The organism is Macrococcus sp. S115, assembly GCF_030067655.1.
Classification (GTDB): domain Bacteria; phylum Bacillota; class Bacilli; order Staphylococcales; family Staphylococcaceae; genus Macrococcoides; species Macrococcoides psychrotolerans.
Map to the genome: position 1 here is coordinate 274,346 of NZ_JASJES010000001.1, position 23,761 is coordinate 298,106.

General features: G+C 41.5%; 24 protein-coding genes. 6 read left to right on the forward strand and 18 right to left on the reverse strand.

The annotated features are described in order from the left end of the window. Positions 1-3 precede the first annotated feature (3 nt). Positions 4-1,119, reverse strand: a complete 1,116-nt coding sequence (gene pdhA / locus QNJ52_RS01390) for a pyruvate dehydrogenase (acetyl-transferring) E1 component subunit alpha (protein ID WP_012656618.1) — start codon at positions 1,117-1,119, stop codon at positions 4-6. Between the two features lie 175 nt (positions 1,120-1,294). Further along, a complete protein-coding gene (locus QNJ52_RS01395) occupies positions 1,295-1,927 on the reverse strand; it encodes a YkyA family protein (RefSeq protein WP_283721672.1) in 633 nt (210 codons plus the stop codon). A 109-nt stretch (positions 1,928-2,036) separates the two neighbouring features. Here QNJ52_RS01395 and def point away from each other — a divergent pair, with 109 nt between their 5' ends. Further along, positions 2,037-2,591, forward strand: coding sequence for a peptide deformylase (def, locus tag QNJ52_RS01400; RefSeq protein WP_283721673.1), 555 nt, complete (start codon positions 2,037-2,039; stop codon positions 2,589-2,591). Between the two features lie 26 nt (positions 2,592-2,617). Here def and QNJ52_RS01405 read toward each other — a convergent pair whose 3' ends face one another. Continuing rightward, positions 2,618-2,875: a hypothetical protein gene (locus tag QNJ52_RS01405; RefSeq protein WP_219494425.1), complete on the reverse strand. Its 258-nt coding sequence runs from the start codon at positions 2,873-2,875 to the stop codon at positions 2,618-2,620. A 5-nt stretch (positions 2,876-2,880) separates the two neighbouring features. Continuing rightward, positions 2,881-3,660 (reverse strand): Cof-type HAD-IIB family hydrolase, encoded by a 780-nt coding sequence (locus QNJ52_RS01410; RefSeq protein WP_283721674.1) that lies wholly within the window; start codon positions 3,658-3,660, stop codon positions 2,881-2,883. Positions 3,661-3,867: 207 nt separating this feature from the next. On the opposite strand from QNJ52_RS01410, the gene QNJ52_RS01415 reads away from it, so the two are divergent. Together QNJ52_RS01415 and rnjA are read left to right on the forward strand one after the other, a co-directional pair. Next, positions 3,868-4,080 (forward strand): DNA-dependent RNA polymerase subunit epsilon, encoded by a 213-nt coding sequence (locus QNJ52_RS01415; protein WP_219494421.1) that lies wholly within the window; start codon positions 3,868-3,870, stop codon positions 4,078-4,080. Next, positions 4,080-5,768, forward strand: a complete 1,689-nt coding sequence (gene rnjA / locus QNJ52_RS01420; RefSeq protein ID WP_219494419.1) for a ribonuclease J1 — start codon at positions 4,080-4,082, stop codon at positions 5,766-5,768. Before QNJ52_RS01415 ends, rnjA begins: the two co-directional genes overlap by 1 nt. A 72-nt stretch (positions 5,769-5,840) precedes the next feature. On the opposite strand, the gene QNJ52_RS01425 is transcribed toward rnjA, so the two are convergent. From QNJ52_RS01425 to QNJ52_RS01435, 3 genes are read right to left on the reverse strand one after another with little or no spacing between them, the layout of a single operon-like run. Next, on the reverse strand, positions 5,841-6,503 hold the full coding sequence (locus QNJ52_RS01425) for a potassium channel family protein (RefSeq protein WP_219494417.1): 663 nt from the start codon (positions 6,501-6,503) through the stop codon (positions 5,841-5,843). Between the two features lie 15 nt (positions 6,504-6,518). Next, positions 6,519-7,538 (reverse strand): cytochrome d ubiquinol oxidase subunit II, encoded by a 1,020-nt coding sequence (locus QNJ52_RS01430; RefSeq protein WP_219494415.1) that lies wholly within the window; start codon positions 7,536-7,538, stop codon positions 6,519-6,521. Beyond that, positions 7,538-8,890, reverse strand: coding sequence for a cytochrome ubiquinol oxidase subunit I (locus tag QNJ52_RS01435; RefSeq protein ID WP_219494413.1), 1,353 nt, complete (start codon positions 8,888-8,890; stop codon positions 7,538-7,540). Before QNJ52_RS01435 ends, QNJ52_RS01430 begins: the two co-directional genes overlap by 1 nt. Before the next feature lie 139 nt (positions 8,891-9,029). Between QNJ52_RS01435 and QNJ52_RS01440 the strand changes: the two genes are divergently transcribed. Together QNJ52_RS01440 and QNJ52_RS01445 are read left to right on the forward strand one after the other, a co-directional pair. Beyond that, positions 9,030-9,254, forward strand: coding sequence for a glutaredoxin family protein (locus QNJ52_RS01440; protein WP_283721675.1), 225 nt, complete (start codon positions 9,030-9,032; stop codon positions 9,252-9,254). Beyond that, positions 9,247-10,074 (forward strand): metallophosphoesterase, encoded by an 828-nt coding sequence (locus QNJ52_RS01445; protein ID WP_219494409.1) that lies wholly within the window; start codon positions 9,247-9,249, stop codon positions 10,072-10,074. Before QNJ52_RS01440 ends, QNJ52_RS01445 begins: the two co-directional genes overlap by 8 nt. An 88-nt stretch (positions 10,075-10,162) precedes the next feature. Here QNJ52_RS01445 and ptsP read toward each other — a convergent pair whose 3' ends face one another. From ptsP to auxA, 5 genes are all read right to left on the reverse strand, one after another. After that, positions 10,163-11,872 (reverse strand): phosphoenolpyruvate--protein phosphotransferase, encoded by a 1,710-nt coding sequence (gene ptsP / locus QNJ52_RS01450; RefSeq protein WP_413474379.1) that lies wholly within the window; start codon positions 11,870-11,872, stop codon positions 10,163-10,165. Then, positions 11,872-12,138, reverse strand: coding sequence for a phosphocarrier protein HPr (locus QNJ52_RS01455; RefSeq protein ID WP_099482422.1), 267 nt, complete (start codon positions 12,136-12,138; stop codon positions 11,872-11,874). Before QNJ52_RS01455 ends, ptsP begins: the two co-directional genes overlap by 1 nt. 156 nt (positions 12,139-12,294) lie before the next feature. Continuing rightward, entirely contained in the window at positions 12,295-12,822 is a 528-nt protein-coding gene (locus QNJ52_RS01460; protein ID WP_283721676.1) for a DUF697 domain-containing protein, read from the reverse strand. 59 nt (positions 12,823-12,881) lie between these two features. Further along, positions 12,882-14,048, reverse strand: coding sequence for a class I SAM-dependent rRNA methyltransferase (locus QNJ52_RS01465; RefSeq protein WP_219494406.1), 1,167 nt, complete (start codon positions 14,046-14,048; stop codon positions 12,882-12,884). Positions 14,049-14,239: 191 nt separating this feature from the next. After that, the gene (gene auxA, locus QNJ52_RS01470; RefSeq protein ID WP_219494404.1) at positions 14,240-15,502 is read right to left on the reverse strand and encodes a lipoteichoic acid stability factor AuxA; all 1,263 of its coding nucleotides are present in this window, start codon (positions 15,500-15,502) and stop codon (positions 14,240-14,242) included. A gap of 139 nt (positions 15,503-15,641) precedes the next feature. Between auxA and QNJ52_RS01475 the strand changes: the two genes are divergently transcribed. Next, positions 15,642-15,770 carry a hypothetical protein gene (locus tag QNJ52_RS01475; protein WP_256447899.1) on the forward strand — a complete coding sequence of 43 codons (129 nt, stop codon included), beginning with the start codon at positions 15,642-15,644 and terminating at the stop codon, positions 15,768-15,770. A gap of 78 nt (positions 15,771-15,848) precedes the next feature. Here the strand turns inward: QNJ52_RS01475 and purD are convergent, their stop codons facing one another. From purD to purL, 6 genes are read right to left on the reverse strand one after another with little or no spacing between them, the layout of a single operon-like run. After that, positions 15,849-17,084 carry a phosphoribosylamine--glycine ligase gene (purD, locus tag QNJ52_RS01480; protein WP_283721677.1) on the reverse strand — a complete coding sequence of 412 codons (1,236 nt, stop codon included), beginning with the start codon at positions 17,082-17,084 and terminating at the stop codon, positions 15,849-15,851. Between the two features lie 9 nt (positions 17,085-17,093). Then, positions 17,094-18,572 (reverse strand): bifunctional phosphoribosylaminoimidazolecarboxamide formyltransferase/IMP cyclohydrolase, encoded by a 1,479-nt coding sequence (gene purH, locus QNJ52_RS01485; protein WP_283721678.1) that lies wholly within the window; start codon positions 18,570-18,572, stop codon positions 17,094-17,096. Between the two features lie 11 nt (positions 18,573-18,583). Next, positions 18,584-19,150, reverse strand: coding sequence for a phosphoribosylglycinamide formyltransferase (gene purN, locus QNJ52_RS01490; RefSeq protein ID WP_283721679.1), 567 nt, complete (start codon positions 19,148-19,150; stop codon positions 18,584-18,586). After that, positions 19,143-20,174: a phosphoribosylformylglycinamidine cyclo-ligase gene (gene purM, locus QNJ52_RS01495; protein ID WP_283721680.1), complete on the reverse strand. Its 1,032-nt coding sequence runs from the start codon at positions 20,172-20,174 to the stop codon at positions 19,143-19,145. Before purM ends, purN begins: the two co-directional genes overlap by 8 nt. 2 nt (positions 20,175-20,176) lie before the next feature. After that, entirely contained in the window at positions 20,177-21,595 is a 1,419-nt protein-coding gene (gene purF / locus QNJ52_RS01500) for an amidophosphoribosyltransferase (protein ID WP_283721681.1), read from the reverse strand. Beyond that, on the reverse strand, positions 21,574-23,760 hold the full coding sequence (purL, locus tag QNJ52_RS01505; RefSeq protein WP_283721682.1) for a phosphoribosylformylglycinamidine synthase subunit PurL: 2,187 nt from the start codon (positions 23,758-23,760) through the stop codon (positions 21,574-21,576). Before purL ends, purF begins: the two co-directional genes overlap by 22 nt. Position 23,761 lies beyond the last annotated feature (1 nt).

A 23,761-nucleotide genomic window follows, 5' to 3' on the forward strand; every position in this document is an offset into this window, starting at 1 on the left:
GACTTATTTCGACTCCTTCTCTTTATAAATTTCCATCTGTTCCTTAATATTTTGAGGAACGTTATCAGAGTACATAATCTCCATTAATTGCGTCACAGTTTGTTTTGGTGTCGCATCCGCTTCTTTAATCGCGTTTTTAATGTCTTCTTTCGCTCTGTCCATTACTTCATTTTCTTTCTCTTCAGACCATAATCCTTTTGCTTCTAAGAATTTACGGAAACGTACTAACGGATCTTTTTTCACCCACTCGTCATCTTCATCTGAAGTTCTGTAACGTGTAGGATCATCACCGGCCATCGTATGTGGACCATAACGGTAAGTGATTGTTTCGATTAATGTTGGACCTTCACCAGCAACTGCACGGTCACGCGCTTCTTTCGTTGCTTGATATACTGCTAAAGCATCCATACCATCAACAACGATACCAGGGATACCGACCGCTACTGCTTTTTGTGCTAATGTTTTCGCAGCTGTTTGTTTGCTACGTGGTGTTGAGATTGCATAGTTATTATTTTGGATAACGAAGATTGCAGGTGCTTTAAATGCTGATGCGAAGTTGATACCTTCATAGAAGTCACCTTGTGAAGAACCACCGTCACCTGTATAAGTAATTGCTACTGCATCTTGACCACGTTTCTTAAGACCAAGTGCTACCCCTGCAGTCTGAACATATTGTGCACCGATGATGATTTGTGGTGCTAAAGCGTTCATTCCTTCAGGCATTTGAGACCCAACAAAGTGTCCACGTGACCATAAGAAAGCTTTTGTAAGTGGTAAACCGTGCCAGATTAATTGTGGTACGTCACGGTAACCCGGTAAAATGTAATCTTGTTTCTCTAAAGCATAATGAGAAGCTAATTGAGAAGCTTCCTGACCCGCAGTCGGCGCATAGAATCCTAAACGTCCTTGGCGGTTAAGAGAGATAGAACGTTGATCTAATACACGCGTCCAGACCATTCTCTCCATTAATTCAACCAATTGTTCATCCGTTAAGTCAGGCATAAAGTCTTTATTAACGACATTGCCATCTAAATCTAATACTTGTACTACTTCAAATTTTGATTCGATCTCTTGTAGAGTCGAAACTGCATCGAATGGAGCTTGCTTTTTCGGAGCCATTCAATTCACCAAACCTTTCTAGTTTTTATACGTTACAAGTTCATAATATCACAAAATTGTATTACTGTTAAAGAAAAAGTTTGTGACAATATAAAGAGCATGAAATAAGGATTATTTCACGCTGTGTTATAGTAAACGATGAACCTGTTATATATCAAAAATGTAATAGCAGCACTTATTTACCGTTCAAGATATCTGTCATTTTCGTCTTCTCTTGTTCGACTGCTCTTAACATGTTGGCATAGGCCGTAGTATCTTTGTTGAACTGTTCATACTTCTTAGTAACATTTTCAATCTTGGCATTGACCACCTTAGATTTTGGCTGTGGCTGTTTCAAATATGTAAATACATCTTTCTCTGTTTTAAGGATGTCTTTATAGCTATTCATAAGCTGCTGGTGCTGCGTGTACTTTTTATCATTCACCTCTATAAATGATGCGACCTGCTTTTTCTGTGTTTCATCTTTGATATCTTTCGTCATCGCTTTTGCATCTTCATAAATTCCTTTTGATTTGTCCATTGCCTTTATTTCTTCTTCAATGGCGTCTCTTCTGTCGTCAGCATTTTTAAGCAGCTGGTCAGCGTAGCCTTTAATTTCACCTTGCTTCGCTTTATTGATCTGATTAAAGATTTTCACTTTATCATTCTCTAGTTTCTGTAGTTTTTCACCTGTTGTCTTAACAGGTTCTTCCGCTTTTACAGAAGTGTCGATCTGTGTGGCAAAATTGCCGAGCGCTTCTGTCTTACCTTGACAGGCAGCTAATAACAGAACCATTAACAAAGCAAATATTAATTTACTTATCTTCATATTGAACCTCCTTAATTTATGGCTTTATGTTATATCTTTTCAAAATCATTTTCAAACGATAGCACATATCTTAATAATCTGATATATTTTACTCTGAGGAGTGAAGACAATGCTAACAATGAAAGACATTATTCGGGACGGACATCCTACATTAAGAGCGAAAGCTGAGGAAGTTCCCCTCCCCCTATCAACAGAAGACAGACAGCTGATCGATGATATGCTTGAGTTTCTTAAGATGAGCCAGGATGAAGAACAAAGCAGGAAGTATCAACTAAGAAGTGGTGTCGGCATCGCCGCTCCACAGCTGAACTATAAGAAACGCATGCTCGTCATCCATTTCTACGACGAAAAAAAGGGCGATTATGTGACGCATCAGCTCATCAATCCGAAGATTATCAGCCATAGTGTCGAGAAATCCTATCTACCGACCGGTGAAGGCTGCCTGAGTGTAGATGAAGCTGTACCGGGCATCGTACATCGCTATGCGCGTATCACCGTCAAGGCGTATACCCCAGATGGCGAAGCAGTGAAGCTTAGATTGAAGGACTTCAGTGCAATCGTCGCTCAGCATGAAATCGATCATCTGAACGGTGTCATGTTCTATGATCATATCGATAAAGCAGATCCAATGAAAGTACAAAAGGATGCCATTGCAGTTGAATAAAAACCGAAGCTTAAGCTTCGGTTTTTTTAAATAAATTCATCGTTTCTAACTTGGTATGCAATCCCTTTTTCACCCAGCACCTGTGTGACTTCATCAAGCTCATCAACATGCAGAAACATCGGATCTTTCGGTCTCGGCGCCAAATGTACATCTTCTGCTTCAAACAGGTCTTCGTACAAGAATGTAGCTACGACATCATTTCCTCTGACATTAAATTCTATCATTTTAAGATGAATCGCTTTATTTTCTGACTCTCTTAACATTTCTTGTGCATGTGTATTCATTGTCATCATCCTTCAATTAAATTTAATGCTTTAACTGCATACATTATACCATCTTCATCAACTGCTTTTGTAATGAAATCTGCATACTGTTTCAACTCATCAACACCGTTGCCCATCACAACGCCAATGCCAGCACCTTGGATCATCTCGATATCATTTAATCCATCACCAAACGCAATCGTATCTTCAATATTAAATCCAAGCGAGGCTGCAAGGTGCGTTATCCCCCTCATCTTGGAGCCGTTAGCAGGCACGACATCACGACTCAGTTCATGCCATCGTATAAACTTCAGATGTTCAAATTGCCCATCATAGATTCCATCCTCACTTTGCTGATGAAATATCAGCGCCTGATAGATTTTGTGCTGCATATAGAAAGTATCAGCTTTACGTGGATGCGCCATATGCATCGTATCCAGACTTGTCTTGATATACTCGTGGAAATCAATATTCGCTACAAGGTCATCATGTGTTAAGAAGACCACGGGATGATCATGTCCATGTGCAACATGTTCAAGTGCTTTAAGGCTTTCAGTATCGAGTGGGTTTTCATAGATGACATTACCATTCGCATAGACATACTGACCATTAAATGACACATAGTTCTTAACACCTGTCTCTTCCAGAACTGGCTGCACCAAAAATGTCGCACGTCCTGTCGCAATCGCGACAGTATGCCCTTGTGTCTGCAACGCCTTTATCGCAGCCATCGTTGAATTTGGAATGTTTTTGTCGTAATCATAAAGCGTACCGTCAATATCAAATAATATTAATTTATGTTCCATCATTGTCCTCCTACTATATTTATTTATAAACTATCAGTTTTCAGTACATTTTCATATAAATATGATTATTCGCTTCATAAGGCTTTACACTTATATTAAGAATCATGTAATATAGTAGTACTCATACATTTTTAATAATGTCTTGTACGGTTATTAAGCCCTAGACTTCTAGGGCATTCTTTATGTAAATTATAGGAGGCAATAAACATGGCAATTTTTAAAGTATTATATCAAGAAGACAAAGCAGAAGTAATCATTCGTGAAAACACACAGGTTAAATTTTTCGACGCAGTGAGCGAAGAACAAGTGAGAAGATATTTAATCGATCGTCCTTACAACATCGAATTTGTTCAGAAACTTGAAGGTGCACACCTTGAGTATGAACAAAAAGCTGAAAATTACAGCGTGGAGAAAATTTAATGAAACAATTAAGCAAAAATGAAGTAGGTGTCTTCGCGCTTGGAGGTATGGGCGAAATCGGTAAGAACACCTACGCAATAGAGTATCAGGATGAGATTGTCGTCATTGATGCAGGTATTAAGTTTCCAGAGGACGAGTTACTTGGTATCGATTATGTCATTCCTGACTACACGTATCTCATTGAGAACAAAGAGAGAATTAAAGGCTTATTTATAACCCATGGACACGAAGACCATATTGGTGGCGTGCCTTTCTTACTGAAACAGCTGAATGTTCCAATTTACGGCGGACCATTAGCATTAGGCCTTATTCGTAATAAATTAGAAGAGCATGGCTTGCTTAGGACCGCAAGTTTAAATCCAATAACTGAAGACAGTATCTTTGAATTTAAACACTTGAAGGTGTCCTTCTATTTAACGACACACTCTATACCTGAAGCATACGGTGTCATTGTAGATACACCTGAAGGTAAGATTGTGCATACCGGCGACTTTAAGTTCGACTTTACACCTGTTGGTGAACCTGCCAACATCGCTAAGATGGCACGTCTTGGCGAAGAAGGTGTGCTGTGCCTATTATCAGATTCAACAAACGCTGAAATTCCGAACTTTACGATCAGTGAACGTGAGGTGGGACAGAACGTCGAACAAATTTTCCGTAAGTGTACAGGTCGTATTATCTTTGCGACGTTCGCTTCAAACATCTATCGTGTGCAGCAAGCAATTGAGGCAGCCGTGAAGTTCGACCGCAAGATTGTCATATTCGGACGCTCTATGGAGAACAATATTAAGATTGGTACAGAACTAGGCTATATTAAAGTACCCCCTGAAACATTTATCGAAGCGAATAAGATCAATACAGTACCGAAACATAAATTACTGATTCTATGTACCGGCTCTCAAGGGGAACCGATGGCAGCACTGTCACGTATCGCCAATGGCACGCATCGTCAGATTTCTATTATTCCTGAAGATACAGTAATCTTCAGTTCTTCCCCTATTCCAGGGAATACATTAAGCGTAAACCGTACGATCAACGCCCTTTACAAAGCAGGCGCTGATGTTATCCACGGTAAATTATCAAATATCCATACATCTGGACACGGTTCTCAAGAAGAACAGAAATTGATGCTGCGCCTTATGAAACCGAAGTATTTTATGCCGATTCATGGGGAGTATCGTATGCAGAGCCTGCACGGACAGCTCGGTGTCGACTGTGGTGTGAACCCAGATAATGTATTTATTCACGAAAATGGTGACGTACTGGCATTAACACATGACTCAGCACGTCATGCAGGTCGTGTACAAGCTGGGAATGTACTTGTTGATGGTAGTGGTATCGGCGATATCGGCAACGTTGTTATCAAAGACCGTAAGATGCTGTCAGAAGAAGGCTTAGTCATCGTAGTTGTCAGCGTGGATTTCGAAAAGAATCAGCTGCTTAGTGGTCCTGACATCATCTCTCGCGGCTTTGTATATATGCGCGAATCTGGACATATGATCTATGAAGCGAGCAGACTACTTAAAAAACGCGTTATCGAGAAATTAAATTCTGGCGAAGAACTTGAATGGCATCATATTAAGAATGTCATCAGCGAAACGCTTGCACCATACCTTTACGAAAAGACGAAACGTAAACCAATGATCCTTCCAATGATCATGGATGTTAATAAAGATAAGAAAGAATAATATACACCCTCGTCACTGTATATTTAAATAACAATAACCCCGAATGATTCTAGAATCATTCGGGGTTATCTTCTATTCTTTCATAATCTTCTTCTCAAAACGGTTTAGATCATTATCATGACCGATCATTATAAGAATGTCTCCATTCTCAATCGCGACAGCCGGATCAGGTGACACGATAATCTCTCTGCCACGCTTAACCGCGATAATATTGATACCATAATTTGCACGGATATCCAGGTCAAGAATAGTATGTCCCTGCAATGTTTCACCTGCACGGATCTCAACAATCGAGTGCTGATCAGAAAGTTCAAGATAATCCAGTACAGAGGAGCTCGCAACATTGTGCGCAATGCGTCGGCCCATATCTCGTTCTGGATGTACCACTGTGTCTGCACCGATTTTGTTCAGTACTTTCGCATGATAATCATTCTGCGCCTTCGCTGTAACCTTCTTAACACCAAGATCCTTTAAGATTAATGTCGTCAAGATGCTTGCCTGTATATTATCCCCAATCGCGACAATGACATGATCGAAGTTACGGATACCCAGGCTTTTCAGTACATTCTCATCCGTCGTATCTGCAATCACTGCGTGCGTCGCAATATCAGCATACTCATTGACACGCGCTTCATCTGAGTCAATCGCCATAACGTCCATATCAAGGGCACTTAATTCTTTTACGATACTACCACCAAACCGGCCAAGCCCAATGACAACAAATTCTTTTTCCATAATGACTACCCCTTATTATTTCTTTTTCCCTTTGACATAATCTGCATCAAAGATAAACAATCTCATTAATAAATATAATGAAGGGAGCAGTAAAAGTAAACCTAAAATAAATGCGACGACTAAATAAAAGGCCATCGTCTCATTCACGACTGCTTTATCCATATTCACATATGGGTATAGGATATATGGTAATTTACTGATGCCGTAACCATAGAATGCTGTCGCAAACTGCAGCACGACAAAGATAAATGCGATATCAAGTGATTTCTCTAAGTAATACAGCACCAGTGCAATTAAGAAGCATACGATACTGAGTCCGAAGAGCCACCAGTAATCACCTACTGCTGTGTTAAAGTGCAGTGCGTTCTGCTGTCTTAAACTTAAGAATGTGAACTGACAGATGACAAGCATCGGCAATGCCCATATTAAATACCATTTTCTTAAGATTCCATACGCCTTCATATCATTTGCACGCTTTGCATAGACCGTCAAGAATGCTGCAGAGATAAACAGCACGGAAATGATGCATAGAAACACTACGCTCCATGAAAATGGGCTCATCAGGAGTTCAAGCCAGTCGAGTGCGATTCCCTTCTTCGTTTCATGAATAAATCCACCTTCAGAAATCGTCAGAACTGTCGAAAATGATGCCGGAATCAGCAATCCACTGATACCATATAATGCAACCCATGCAAGTTTAGAGTCCTTACCGTATGTCTCAAACGCATAGAACGAACCTCGTATCGTCAGCAACAGGAGTGCAATACTTACAGGTATCAGTAATGTCGTTCCAAAATAGTAGGCAGTGTCCGGGAAGAATCCGACAATTCCTACAAAGAAGAACACTAAGAAGACATTCGTTACTTCCCATACCGGGTTCAAATAACGTTTGATGACGTCTCTTAAATCGTTCTCCTGATGTGTCAGCTTGGCATACAGTATAAAGAATCCTGCACCAAAATCAATGGCACCGAGAATAATATAACCGAATAAGAACGTCCACAGTACGAGTATTCCAATATGTTGATAGTCCATTATGCTCTACCCCCATTATACGTTGATTCATATGTTTCAATATCTTGTGCTGCAGACTTATCCTTGAACATTCTGATGAGTACATAACTACAGCTGAATCCGATTATGAGATAAAGTAACCCAAAGCCTACAAGCACTAAGCTGACACCTTCTGCATGCGTCACGCCTTGAGCGACTTTCATATATCCTCTGAGTAACCATGGTTGTCTGCCCATCTCAGCTAAGAACCAGCCGAACTCTATCGCAAGCATACATAACGGACCTGTAAGTGCCATTAAATAAAGCATAAAGTTGCTCGTACTCACCTTTGTACGTACTTTCTTCAAGATGACATAAAGGACACTCACAGCAAACGAGAACATCCCGAAAAATACCATCAGATCAAAGAAATAATGAATAATTAACGGCGGACGTTCATCTGCTTTAAACTCATTCAATCCTTTAACTTCTGTATTAAAGCTGTTATCTGCCAGAAAACTTAAGACACCAGGAATCTTGATCGCACCTTTAACTTCATGTGTCTTTTCATCTAGCACACCGAAGAGTACAAGATCTGCTTGCTTCTCAGATTCGAAATGCCATTCCATCGCTGCAAGCTTCTCAGGCTGTTCATTATGCAGGAACTTCGCAGAAAGGTCACCTGCAAGAATGGTCAATAAACTGAAGATTAGACCGACAATCATCGCCATATTGAGTGCTGACTTATGATACTGTCTATCTTCAGCAAACTTATTCTTCAGTAATTTCACTGCCGCGACACTTGCCACACAGAAAGCAATCGTCATCCCACCTGTTGTCACTACATGGAATGCACGTACGAAGAATGAAGGATTGAGCATCGCTGCAATCGGATCGATATTCACCAGCACCCCGTCTTTCAGATCGAAACCTTGTGGTGTATTCATAAACGAGTTCACACTTGTGATAAATAGTGCACTTAGCGTTGAACCGATGATGATCGGAATATTTAATATCCAATGTATCCATTTATTTTTGAAACGGTCCCACGTATAAAGGTAGATACTTAAAAATATTGCTTCAAAGAAAAACGCAAAAGTTTCCATAAATAATGGTAATGCAATCACCTGGCCTCCAAGCTTCATAAATGACGGCCAAAGTAACGATAATTGTAATCCGATAATTGTACCGGTTACAACGCCGACTGCGACAGTAATTGTAAATGCTTTCGCCATACGACGTGCAAGTGCAATATATTTCATATTCCCTGTCTTAATACCGATACCTTCAGCAATCATGATCATCAGTGGCATACCCACGCCAATCGTTGCGAAGATAATATGAAAACCTAAAGTCATCGCAGTTAAAATTCTACTCATAACGAGTCCATCCATTAATAAAATCCTCCTTTTGTGATAATACTCACATAACATTTATTGTATATTACTCTGTTCCTTTTTTAAAGTAATTGAACCACTTATTTATGACAAATCTGTGTTATAATCATGTCATTATAAAAAAAGGAGCACTGTTATGAATATTGAAATCTATACACAGGACGATTGTCCGCCATGTACATTTATAAAACAATATTTCACTAATAAAGGTTATACATTTACCGAAAAAAATATTTCACATATGCCCTATAAGATCGAGATGATAGACTACGATGCGATGAGCACGCCGCTTATCAAGATTGACGACGCGCTCTTCTATCAGCCGGATATCGACAAGATTGAAGCGTATCTTCATGCTTAAACAATTGATGTATGCCTTTATCGACCATTTCGGTGAGCGACTGATTCCGATGATGCCCAATCCCGTCAATCAATTGAAGCTCAGCCACATCAAACTTAAGGGACTCCATAAGAAGCATGAAAGACCCTTACGGATTGTCCATCTTTCAGATATGCATATCGGTTTTCAGTTTGATTATGAAGATCTTATCCATGTAATCAAACAGGTGAATCAGCAGAAACCTGATATCGTCTGTATCACAGGAGATGTATTTGATAACCTGGACCGTTTCAAAGAAAATTCTGACCGCTATATACCGCTCTTTAAGACGATACAGGCGCGTCACAAGTTCTTCGTATATGGCAATCACGATCAGCGCGCACATCGCACACATGACCTGGAACGCGTGATGCAGCATGCAGAAATTGAGATCCTGAACAACTACGGAAAGTATATTACATATGATAATGAATCGATCTATATGTGCGGGACTGACGATATCATCAATAGCGGCGGTAACATCGATCAGATGCTTTACAACAAGACACATGATGCCTATACCATTGCACTCATCCACGAACCTGACTTTGCACGTTTCACGAAACGGTTCGATGTCGATCTGCAGCTCTCCGGACATTCACATGGCGGACAGATCGCCCTGCCAATACTCGGTGCACCAGTGAGACCGATGCTTGGTAGAAAGTATTACCGCGGACTCTATACATTAAAGTACAGGCAGCATAAGATGCAGCTCCATACCTCAACCGGGCTCGGAACGACCCATTTTCCAGTACGCATCGGTGCGCGACCGGAGATCACCCTGATCGAGATTAATAAATAACTATACAAATAACCCGAATAATAGAGAAAATGAATTACATTTTCCCTATTATTCGGGTTTTATTGATTCAACTTAAATTTAATTCAGATTATAGATATGCATCTACGAGCTGCACAACTTCTTCTTGTGTCGCACAGTTTAAAGCCTGCTCAGCTACTTTCGCCATCTCTGGCTGACTTAAGTTCTTAATCTGGCGACGTGCACCTAAGATACTTGTCGCACTCATACTGAACTCATCAAGACCTAGACCTAGCAATAACGGAATCGCTGTCGTATCTCCTGCCATTTCTCCACACATTCCTGTCCATTTACCTTCTTTATGACTGGCATCAATGACTTGCTTGATCAGTCTTAAGATTGCTGGATTGTAAGGTTGGTAAAGATAAGAGACACGTTCGCTCATACGGTCTGCTGCCATCGTATATTGAATAAGATCATTCGTACCGATACTAAAGAAGTCAACCTCTTTCGCAAAGATATCGGCCATTGCTGCTGTAGAAGGAATCTCTACCATGATTCCAAGCTCGATATCGTCAGCAACTTTAACTTTATCTGCAGTTAAACTCGCTTTCTCTTCTTCTAAGATTGCTTTCGCCTCACGGAATTCGTTAATTGTCGCAATCATCGGGAACATGATGCTCAGTTTACCGTGGATGGATGCACGCAGTAACGCACGAAGCTGCGTTCTAAAGATATCCTGCTGATCCAGACAAAGTCGAATCGCACGGTATCCAAGGAACGGGTTCATCTCTTTCGGTAAGTTTAAGTACGGAAGCTCTTTATCTCCACCGATATCTAATGTACGCACAACAACACGTTTACCATCCATCTCAGATAGCACCTTCTTGTATGCTTCAAACTGTTCGTCTTCAGAAGGCATAGTATCGCGTCCCATATAAAGGAACTCTGTACGATAGAGTCCGATACCTTCTGCACCATTATTCTTAACGCCTTCAAGATCATTCGGTGTACCGATGTTCGCAGCAAGCTCTACGTGCTTACCTTCTTTAGTGACCGTCTTATCGTTAACCAGCTGCTTTAATTCTTCTTTCTCTTGCAAGAAAGCAGATTGTCGTGCTTTATACCCCGTAATCGTCTGCTCATCTGGATTGATGATGACTTCTCCTGAAATACCGTCAACAATTACAAAATCTCCTTGCTGCACAGCACCGGTAATATTTTTAGTACCAACAACCGCTGGAATTTCTAATGAACGGCTCATAATCGCTGAATGGCTTGTACGCCCACCGATATTTGTCGCAAATCCTTGAACAAACTTCTTGTTCAGCTGCGCCGTATCAGAAGGTGTTAAGTCTTCTGCAATGATGACAACAGGCTCATCAATCATCGTTGGATTTGGTAGTGACACACCAAGAATATGCGACAATACGCGTTTAGATACATCTTTAATATCTGCTGCACGTTCTTTCATATATTCATTATCCATCGATTCAAATATTGTGATAAAGTTCGTTGAAACTTCAGAGAGGCTTGTTGCTGCATTCATCTGATTATTTCGAATGTTATCTTCAATCGGATTAATAAGTTCAGGGTCTTCAAGTACAAGCAGATGTGCATCAAAGATTGCTGCCTTATCTGGCCCAAGCGCTACTTCTGCATTGTTACGAATCTGTGTCAACTCTACCTTTGATTGATTGATAGCAGCTTTGAATTTCTCAACTTCTGCATCTACATCTGTTACTTTTTCATTGTTAAAGGACAGATCAGGTTCAACCAGAAGGTATGCTTTGGCAATTGCAATGCCATCTGATGCACCGATACCTTTTAAAGTTGTCATTATTTGCTTAAACCTTCTTTAACTAATACTTCACTGATTGCATCGATTGCTTCTTTCTCATCGCTACCTTCAGCATAGATTGTAATTTCTGCGTCTTTACCCACACCTAGACTCATAACACCCATGATTGATTTTAAGTTTACTTTCTTCGCATTATATTCTAATTGAATATCAGATTCAAATTTACTTGCAGTTTGAACTAACATTGTTGCTGGACGTGCATGGATTCCTGTTTCGTCAATAATTACATAAGATTTTTGTTCCATAATAATAATCTCCTTTTGGCTGCATTATGCATTAATTTAATATATAAACTACTTGTCTATACGCTTTCAATATACCAAATTTTTTGACGAAACTCAATCATTTGGATACAGAGCAACAAGCTGTAAAATATTTCTGTTAAAATGTTCACAAAGCATTTAAACGATAAGGTCACGTGCGACACGTTCGCATTTGTCGATATGCTGCTCACCGAGCTTCTTCATCATATAATAGCTGATTGTACCGCTGACCGCCTGGCCGATAACTGGCACCCATTTTGACTGTTTCAGTGCTTCACGACGTAGCATCATCTTGAATACCACAGCAACAAAGCCTTTTGTAACTTTCTTGCCGATGAAGTCACTTCCAGACTTCGCAGCTGAAAAGACGATCTTCTGTTTAATATGATCTGCATAACCGCTAACCTGCTTATGACTTAAGCCATACTCTTTATTGATGTTCTCGATAATATCAGTCATCAGCTTTAAATCTGCTGTCACATCAAGCCCTGGTATTGGCACGACGGCTGCAGCAGACGACATAAGTGATTTATTGTGTAGCATACTTTCTGCGCGTTTACGGCGTTCTATAATATCCGCTTCACTTTGCGGTAAGCTGAGGGTCTTCACTTCTTTATTCTTAAATTGTTTTGCCGCCATATTAATGGCAGTATCTAATAATCCCATAATAGATTCCTCCTAAAATAAATATCTAAAGCTTTATTCCCAGAATAGCTATTGTTTAATCATCCTTTAATCTTTACAAACACGACCTTCAAATATTTAGATGCCTTATACTTGTCTGTCGTCTTGAAGTCTTTTGGTAGACCCATGATCTGCTCAATCTCATAATCGGCACGGTCTGTCAGCGTCTCTTCTATCATTGCTCTGAACTGTTTGAGTGATACATTCGACGCATTTGTCGACAGTACCAGATATCCGCCGTAATTGACGAGCGGCAGCGCCTGTGTAATCAGTTCATGATAGTTATCCTTAACTGTAAATACCTTCTTCTTATGACGTGAGAAGCTCGGCGGGTCGATTACGATGATATCAAATGTCTTTAGGTGACGTGTAAAATAAGCGAGCGCATCAAATGCGTCCATCGTGATAAATGTCTGGTCATCCAGATTCATCTCGTTTAATGCAAAGTTCTGCTGCATCAGTTCAATCGAACGTTTCGCAATATCTACATTGGTTGTCTTGTAGCCATTACTGCCCACTGCTACAGAGAAACCACCTGAGTACGCAAACAGATTGAGCATATCACGATGCTTCGTATCCATATGGAGCAGCTTCTTTCTTACATCGCGCTGATCTAAGAACAGACCGGTCATCGCACCGTCCGTCAGATCGATCATATAATGCAGATTGTTCTCTTTAATTATGATTGGAAATTCCGTACCTTCATCGCTTACCTGATTGGTCGGCACATTCTTATCATAGCGTAGCTTCTCATAGATTGTCTTATACTGAAATACAGCTTTCACCGCTTCAATTATGTCCTGCTTAAAATGATAGATACCCTTTGAATACCACGTGATCAACAGGTGTCCATCGTATGAATCAATCGTAAAGCCCCCAAGTCCGTCGCCTTCACCATTATACAATCTGAAGGCGTTCGTATCTGTACTATTATATAGAGAGGCACGTTCTGCATTCGCGGTTTCAAAGAGGTTAATAAAATATGAAGCATCGATAAACTGTAAATATGCATCACTTACCTTCCATCCAAGACCTTTATGCTGCAACCCTGAATAGAATGTACCGATAAGTTCACCTTGCTCTGTCTTAACAGTGAACAGCTCCCCTTCTTCAATCTGGTCTGTCTGATACACATCATCTGTCTCCAGCAGGACATAACCATGGGTAAATTTCTGCTGCTTACTACGTTTAATCGTTACATTTTTCATACATTTCTCCTTAAAATTTAATACATTAACTATACCATAAAAAATAGACATCTCTATCAGATGTCTATTCCACGTTCATTATTTGATTCACGGAAATTTCTCCCATCCCCATGGTAACGTTTCCATAACGATTATATCGTGAATCCCAGTTTTCCACAATAGAATTTCAGAAAAACATTCAGTTGAAATTATCAGTACCTTTTCTGCAAATGGATTATATACAGCGGTAACTGTATTAACAGCAGTAATATAAGTATCGGAGGGATGAATAGGGATAAGTTGATTCCTTTAAATAGCATCAAGTAGAAACTAACAATCACTTTAATCATTAAAAATGAGATTGTAAATAACTGCCCGAAGTAACCGCGAGATCTAAAATGAATCATCAATGTAAAATAGATGTACATAATTATGATTAAAAGCATTCCGAATAAATTAATCCATTCGTAGAAATACTGCATCTTCACAACATTGAACTTCGTCGCTTCAAACAGCATGTTGCGGTTATTCAGTTCGATTACTGTAATGATAAACAGCAGACTACTCAGTAGCAGTTCGATATGAAATGCTTTGATCCAGCGCGGATACTTAAACCACGACGGGATATCCTCATCCTGTAGGTTGATGAGCTTTCTTAGAGAGCATCTCTGCATCATAAGGACGACCTTTTCATCTAATTTCAGCGACTCTTCAGATAACCTATTGATCGTCATGTTCGTATTCTCACGGATCATTCGGCTGATCTTAGAATCCCGCTTCTTCTCAGTACGTTTCATGTGATCGGATGCTTTAACGAGCGTACGCTTCAAGAATACATAGTTAACAAGACATAATGTTGCTAAAAGCACAAGCAGGATAAAGAAGAAGTTGAGGGTCATCACATCGAGCGGTGTCACCTTCTCTTCATTCAAATTATCATAGACCGCAAGCTGTGTCATAAAATATGCAAGCGCATAGATGAATATAAGAATATTGATATGCAGCTTTCTAAAATGCGTATTCAGACGCTTTCTGTTCAAAGTATAGTAGACGACGCTGATGAAGAAAAGCAGATATAACAGTGCGTAGAAGCCATACATCTCAAAAATAAGAATCGATGTGATGATATACAGTAATCCACCGAACAAAAGGTAGACTTGAGCAATCACCTTATCATAAAGTGTCGTCTGTCTGAGCTTACGTGATACATAGAAGAATGCACCTCCAATGACAATAAATAGCACACCAGATAAGAGTGTAAACTGATTAATATAATGACTCAGCAGCTTGATCAGCTCAAACGAATAAATATTGATAAAATCAAAGAAACTATACATATGCATCTTATTGATATCGACATCTTTAAAATGTGAAATCTGTTTGTGATTCACAATGACAAATATTCCAAGAATCATATTCATGGTACCTAATAGATATCCAATCAGAATCTCGAAATGTTTTTTAATCCAGTTCATAATTCCACCTCATTCCATATTATAATGTGTTTTATGAGAAATGTCCTAGCATTTCAATAAAATCATGCTTAAGACTGAGATGTTTAATGATCGAGAAGAGGGGTAAACTAAACTATAACAACTTTTAGGAGGAATTATCATGACAGAAAAATACGAAGAGTTAAAGAATAATGCAGAAGAAGCTAAAGAACAAGAAGAGAAAAAACAAGATAGTAATTCAGAAGGTCAGGAACAGACTAAAGAAGACGTACAAAAAACATTTGAATAAATAGAGGCTGGGACAAAAGTGTTCCGCCGTTTAATACAATAGAGGCTGGGACAAATGTCCCAGCCTCTATTGTGTATTTTATTTCAGACCCTTATTTCCAATATCTGTTCTGTAGAATAGACCGTCACTCTTAATTTTCTTAACATTTTCATATGCTGCTTGCTGTGCCTGTTGAAGATTATCACCTTCACCCAATGCAAGCATCACACGTCCTCCACTCGTTACCCACGTGTCATCAACGCGTTTCAACGCACTCACAATATAGTCATCCTGATAATCATAGCCTTCTACGACTGCACCTTTATCGTAACTGCCCGGATAACCATTCGATGCCAGCACGACACCACATATCGCCTTGTTACGCCATACTAAGTCCAGTTCAGTCTTATTATGAGCAGCTTCAATCAACGCTACGAGATCTGTCTCTAAACGTCTTAATAGCACTTGCGCTTCTGGATCCCCGAAACGTGCGTTAAATTCAATAACTTTCGGTCCCTCATCTGTAAGGATTGCACCGACATAGAGTACGCCGAAGTAGTTCAGCCCTTCTTCATGCATTCCGCGCACTGTCGGATAGACGATTGTATCATATGTTGTCTTAAGGACATCTTGAGAGATATGATTTACTGGACAATATGCACCCATACCACCAGTGTTCGGACCTTCATCATTGTCAAAAGCACGTTTATGGTCTTGTGCGATCGTATCAAACGGGATACAGAAATCATCATTAACGATTACCATAAGTGAATATTCTTCCCCTTCAAGATACTCTTCAAAGACCACTTTAGCCCCTGCTTCAGCATAGAAATCATTGATGGCATCAACCGCCATATCACGGTTCATTGCAACGACGACACCTTTACCAGCAGCAAGCCCGTCGTATTTAATGACGATCGGTGTCCCTTTCTCATCTAAGTATTTTAGTGCATCTGCTTTATTATCAATCGTTTCATAGCTTGCAGTCGGGATGTCGTATTTTTTCATCAATGCTTTCGCAAAGTCTTTAGAGCCTTCCACCTGGGCAGCCTTCTTGTTCGGACCAAACACTTTAATGCCTGCTTCACTTAATCGATCGCTTAAGCCATCGATCAATGGTTGCTCTGGGCCGACAACGACAAGTTCAACCGTGTTATCTTGCGCAAACTGTACGATAGCACCATGATCATCTTCAGCGATATCCACAAGCGTTGCCACGCGGGCCATCGCATCATTGCCTTTAATAACGAACACTTCCGTGACACGTGGTGACTGTGCGAGCTTTCTCGCCAATGCATGCTCACGACCCCCACTACCGATTACTAATATATTCATAGCTGCCTCCTAATGTTTAAAGTGTCTGACATCTGTCATCACCATTGCGATGCCGCATTCATTCGCTTTGTCGATTGAATCCTGATCCTTAATAGAGCCCCCTGGCTGAACGATACATTTAATACCTGCGGCATATGCAGTTTCAACCGTATCAGACATCGGGAAGAAGCCATCACTTGCAAGGATGACATCATCATTCATTTCAATGGCACGTTCGATGGCAATCTTCGCTGCACCGACACGATTCATCTGACCTGCACCGATTCCTACTGTCTGCTTATCGTTTGCAAGGACGATGGCGTTACTCTTCACGCTTTTAACGACTTTCCAGCCAAGCTCAATTGCTTTCCATTGTGCTTCTGTCGGTTCTGTCTCTGTTACGACACGCATATCCTCACGCGTTACGTTCAGCAGATCTTTATCCTGAACGAGATAGCCCCCAGAAACAGATACGAACTCTTCTTCATCTTTATCTGTATCCATATCAATTTCAAGCAGTCGAATGTTTTTCTTCGCCGTCAAGATTTCAAGTGCCTCGTCGCTGAACTTCGGCGCGATGATCACTTCCAGGAAGATGGCGTGCATCTTTTCAGCTGTTGCTTTATCCACTTCACGGTTTAATGCGACGATTCCTCCGAAGATACTCTGGCTGTCAGCATCATATGCATTCTGGAATGCTTCGCTGACGACTTCGCCTGTTCCGACACCACAAGGATTCATATGCTTCACAGCAACTGCAGCAGGCATATCAAACTGCTTCACTAAGAACAGTGTTGCATCTGCATCTTTAATATTGTTAAAGCTCAGCGGCTTGCCGTGCAGAATGCGTGCACCAGCTAAAGTGTTCGGTTTTGTATCTGTCTTGATGAAACGCGCCTTCTGATGCGGATTTTCACCGTAACGCAGCGTTGATGTATTATCGCTGAAGAAGTTAACAATTGCTGAATCGTATTTATTTGTGTGTGTGAACACCTTGATCATCAGCTGTTTACGGAATGTCTCGTCTAAAGTATCGGCTTTTAATTTTTCGATGACTTCCTCGTAATCTGCCGGGTCTACAACAGTGATGACATGCTTGAAGTTCTTTGCTGATGAACGTAACATTGTCGGCCCACCGATATCGATATTCTCGATGGCATCCATTTCAGTAACGTCTGGATTTGCAACTGTCGCTTCAAACGGATAGAGATTCACGACCACTAAATCTAACGGCTGAATACCGTGAGTCTCCATTGCTTTTACGTGCTCAGGGTTGCTGCGGTCCGCTAATATCCCACCGTGAATGTTCGGGTGTAATGTCTTCACACGTCCGTCCATAATTTCAGGAAAGTTTGTTAGTTCACTGACTGACTTTACCGCAATATTGTTATCTTCTAATGCCTTTTTCGTACCACCCGTTGAATAAAGTTCAAAGTTAAGTTCTGTTAACTGCTGTGCAAATGGAATGATCCCCGTTTTATCTGACACACTTAGTAATGCTTTTCTCATAAGTAGACTCCTTATCGAATAATTTTCTTGATGACGCGTGGATAGAGTTCGTACTCTAGATTCTGAATACGTAATTGCAATGTCTCCTCTGTATCTTCTTCGTAGATCGGACAGCTCATCTGGTCGATGATCTTACCTGTATCCATACCGCTATCAACGTAATGGACAGTAGCGCCACTGACACGGCAGCCATAATCCAGCGCCTGTCCGACAGCGTTAACACCAGGAAAGCTCGGTAATATCGATGGATGGATGTTGATCATCTTTCCTTCATATGCATCAAGTAACGTACTGCCAACAAGCTTCATATAGCCGGCAAGAATGACCCATTCCACACCATCACGCTTTAGCTGTTCCAGTATCGCTGTCTCATATGCCGCTTTATCGTCGAATGCTCTCAGTTCATAGACATGTACAGGCGTATCAAAACGACGTGCGCGCTCAATTGCGAACGCGCTACGTTTATCTGTATAGAGGCCTGTCACTTCAATATGATCCAGGAATCCTGCCTGAATATGCTCCATAATCTTCTCGTAATTCGAACCATTACCTGAAGCAAAGATCGCGACCTTAGTCATATTCCACACCTTTGATGTCGATTGCTTTATCCCCACGTACGGCGCGTCCGATTTCAAACACTTCTTCGTTAACGGCTGCACGCACATTCTCTACCTCTTCTCTCGGTACGATAAAGATAAAACCGATACCCATATTGAAGATATTGTACATCTCCATCTTGTCGATGCTGCCTTTTTCCTGTAATAAGTCAAAGATCTTCTGACGTGGAATGTTTGTAACATCGATCTCCGGATATAGTCCTTCAGTCACAAAGATACGCGGAACGTTCTCAATAAAGCCACCACCGGTCACGTGACACATACCGTGTACGTCCGCTGCATCCAATATTGCCTTTGCATGCTTGACATAGAGACGTGTCGGTTCTAACACGACATCCAGTAACGTCTTACCATTATCAAATTCAGCATCTAGATCGAGATTGTTATCTTTAATGATCTTACGTACTAAGCTGTAACCGTTTGAGTGAATACCGCTTGAAGCAAGTCCTAATATCACGTCACCTTCAGCGATACGTTCACCTGTAATATATGCATCCTTCTCAACAGCACCGACAGCAAATCCAGCGATATCATAATCACCTGTATGATACATATCGCCCATCTCTGCAGTTTCTCCGCCGATCAGTGCACATTCACTTTCAGCACAGCCCTCAGCAACACCTTTAACGATCTGTTCGACGATTACAGGGTCTACTTTATTTAATGCTAAGTAATCAAGGAAGTATAACGGCATCGCACCTGTCGTTAAAATATCGTTCACACACATTGCCACTGCATCGATTCCAATTGTGTCATGACGATCACTATCGATTGCAAGACGTAATTTCGTACCTACCCCATCAGTACCTGAAACGAGAACAGGTGCTTTCATGTTCAGCTGTGATAAGTCGAATGCCGCACCGAAACTGCCGAGCCCTCCAAGCACTTCTTTACGCATCGTCTTATTCACATGCTTTTTCATGCGTTCAACCGCTTCATATCCTGCATGGATATCAACGCCTGATTGTTTATAACTTTCAGCCATAATTATACTCCCTTCTTCTTCTTCTCTTTTTCTTCCGGTAATACATGATCCACGATTTCAATCGGGTAGTTCCCTGTAAAGCAGGCATTACATTCACCTTTTGAGTCAAATGAACGGAATACTTCGTGCATACCATCCACCGATAAATACGTAAGTGAATCTACTTCCAGCTCTGCTTCGATTTCAGCAATGCTCTTATTTGCCGCGATGAGTTCTGCGTGCGTTGATACGTCGATACCGTAATAACACGGATGAATGAGCGGTGGACTAGAAATTGCCATATGCACTTCTTTCGCACCTGCCTGCTTCAATGTCTTCACGATAAACTTGCTCGTCGTACCACGTACGATCGAATCATCGATAACGACGACACGTTTACCTTCAATGACGTCACGAATCGGTGAATGTTTCATACGGACCGCACGTTCGCGCATCTTCTGATCCGGCGAGATAAATGTTCTGCCGATGTAGCGGTTCTTGAGCAGACCTTGTTCGTTCGGAATCCCACTTGCAAGAGAGAAACCTTTCGCTGCCTGTAATGAAGAGTCCGGAACACCGATTACAACGTCCGCTGCGATATTCATCTCCTCATAGAGTTTACGCCCTAAAGCTTTACGTATTTCATATAATGAATGCTTACGGAATTCTGAATCCGGACGTGCGAAGTAGACATATTCCATAGAACACATATTGGACTGTGTATTCATCGTATAGGCATCTTCTGCCAGACCCTCATGGGATAGGGTAAGCACTTCACCAGGTTCGATATCACGAATATATTCTGCACCGACCGCTGTAAACGCACACGTTTCACTTGCCACACAGTATGCACCGTCAACCTTACCGAGCATCAGCGGACGTACACCGTGTGCATCACGTGCTACGAAGAGCTTTTCAGGATGTAACACGAGAAATGAGAATGCACCTTTAATCTGATTTAATGATGCTTTCAAGTTATTCAGCTTATTATCTGATTTCGCCTTTAACAGCAGATGTCCTAACACTTCTGAGTCGCTGGACGTCTGGAAGATTGCACCTTCAGATTCCAGTGCAAGCCTAATCTGCTCAGCGTTCGTCAAATTTCCGTTATGTGCAAGACCAATGTCGCCCTTAGAATGCTTGAAGATAAATGGCTGAACGTTAGACAGTTCAGATGCACCCGTCGTTGCATAGCGTACATGACCGATTGCGTGATGAAAGTGGCTTAATGACTCGAGTTTCACCTCACTGATCGCTTCAGGTAATAATCCCATGCCGCGCGCACCATAAATATTCTTCTCGTCAGAACATACGATACCTGCACCTTCCTGACCACGATGCTGTAATGAATGCAGTGCCATATAAGTGAGTTCCGCGGCATTTGGGTGACCCCAGATACCGAATACACCGCACTCTTCGTTTAGACCTCTGATGTCATACATGCGTGAACTGCCCCTTTCCAAGCCTCCGTCATACGATTCACGTCTAATGTAACTTCCCCTTGGTTCGTAGATAATTTAAATGATTCTGTACCGAATGTACCGACTGCTTGCGCACCGTCAATATTAATTTCCATACCTTGTTTCGCAATAATAATGTAGTTCCCCTGTGTTTCAGCAAACAGTTCTGCATCATTCACATCAAGCTGCGCTTCAAGACCTGTATTGAAGTATGCTGCAATCTGTGCAAGTTTCACACCGACCCCACCTTTACCGACCGCTTGAACATGACCAAGCTTACCGTCGATAATATGCTGACGAATCGCTTCACCGCGTGCTACTTCCTGCTCGAGGTCGATCGTTACATCAGTATGTGCGACTTCATTGAATAATAGCTTCTCTATCTGGCTGCCACCGAAGTCTGCCTTAATATCACCAACGAAATAGATTGTATCTCCTTTAGAAGGTTTGAAATCTACTAGGTAATCAACATCTTCAATCAATCCAACCATACCCACTACTGGTGTCGGGAAGATTGCGTCACCTTTCGTTTCATTGTATAGGCTGACGTTACCTGAAACAACAGGTGTATTCAGTGCACCACACGCTTCAGCCATACCACGTGTAGAGTCTGCTAACTGCTGATAGATTTCAGGTTTTTCAGGGTTACCGTAGTTTAAGCAGTCCGTCATCGCAAGGGGTAAACTGCCGACAGCTACTAGGTTACGGTATGCTTCTGCAACGACCATCTTACCGCCTTCGTACGGGTTGTTATATACGTAACGTGCTTCACCGTCTAAGGTTGCAGCGATGGCTTTTTTCGTACCTTCAACACGTGTTACACCGGCTGATAGTCCTGGTTTAATGATTGTGTTTGCACCGACCTGCTGATCGTACTGTGAATATGCCCAGTTCTTAGAAGCCATCGTCGGGTGAGATAATAACTTCATCAATGTATCCTGTGCATCGATATTAGAGTAGTCGTGATGAACATCATCAAACTGCGCTGCACGACCTTCTAGTACGTACACCGGCGCTTCGTCAGATAATGGCTGAACCGGAATATCTGCAAATACTTCACCTTCATACGTCAATACGAAGCGATCTGTATTTGTTACTTCACCGATCACTGCATTATCCAATTCGTAATGGTCGAATAACTCTAAGAATTTCTGTTCCGTCCCTCTTTCAACAACAAGTAGCATGCGTTCCTGTGTTTCAGATAACATCATCTCATATGGTGAGATACCCGCTTCACGCGTTGGTACTTTCTCGAGTTCAAGATGGATACCGCTGCCACCTTTCGCCGCCATTTCAGAACTTGATGATGTCAGACCTGCCGCACCCATATCCTGGATACCGACTAATTCAGGGAAGGTGATGGCTTTAAGTGTCGCTTCCATCAGCTTCTTACCGACAAACGGGTCGCCGATCTGCACTGATGGACGTTTAGATTCGCTTTCTTCACTTAACTCCTCAGAAGCGAATGTTGCACCGTGAATCCCGTCACGACCCGTCTTAAGTCCCACGTAGATAACAGGATTGCCTTCGCCTTTCGCTGTTCCCTTTTGGATCTTGTCATGGTCGATAATACCGACGCACATCGCATTGACAAGGGGGTTGCCTTCGTACTGACGGTCAAACTCGATTTCACCTGCAACTGTCGGAATACCGATACAGTTACCGTAGCCGCCGATACCTGCAACGACCCCTTTGAATAGACGCTGGTTCTGCTTCTCTGTTAGTTCACCGAAACGTAAGCTGTTAAGTAACTGGATTGGACGTGCACCGATGGATACGATATCACGGACGATACCGCCGACACCTGTCGCTGCACCTTGGTACGGTTCAATGGCAGACGGATGGTTATGGGATTCAACCTTGAATACAACGGCCTGGTTATCACCGATATCCACGACACCTGCGCCTTCACCCGGTCCCATCAATACACGTTCACCTGTCGTCGGGAACTGCTTTAAGAAAGGTTTAGAATGTTTGTATGAACAGTGTTCACTCCACATTACTGAGAAGATTCCGATTTCAGTATAGTTTGGCATACGTCCTAGAATATCGACAACTTTGTCATACTCTTTATCTGAAAGCCCCATATCCTGGTATAATTTATTCTCTTTAATTTCATTTGCAGTTGGTTCTAGAAACTTGACCATG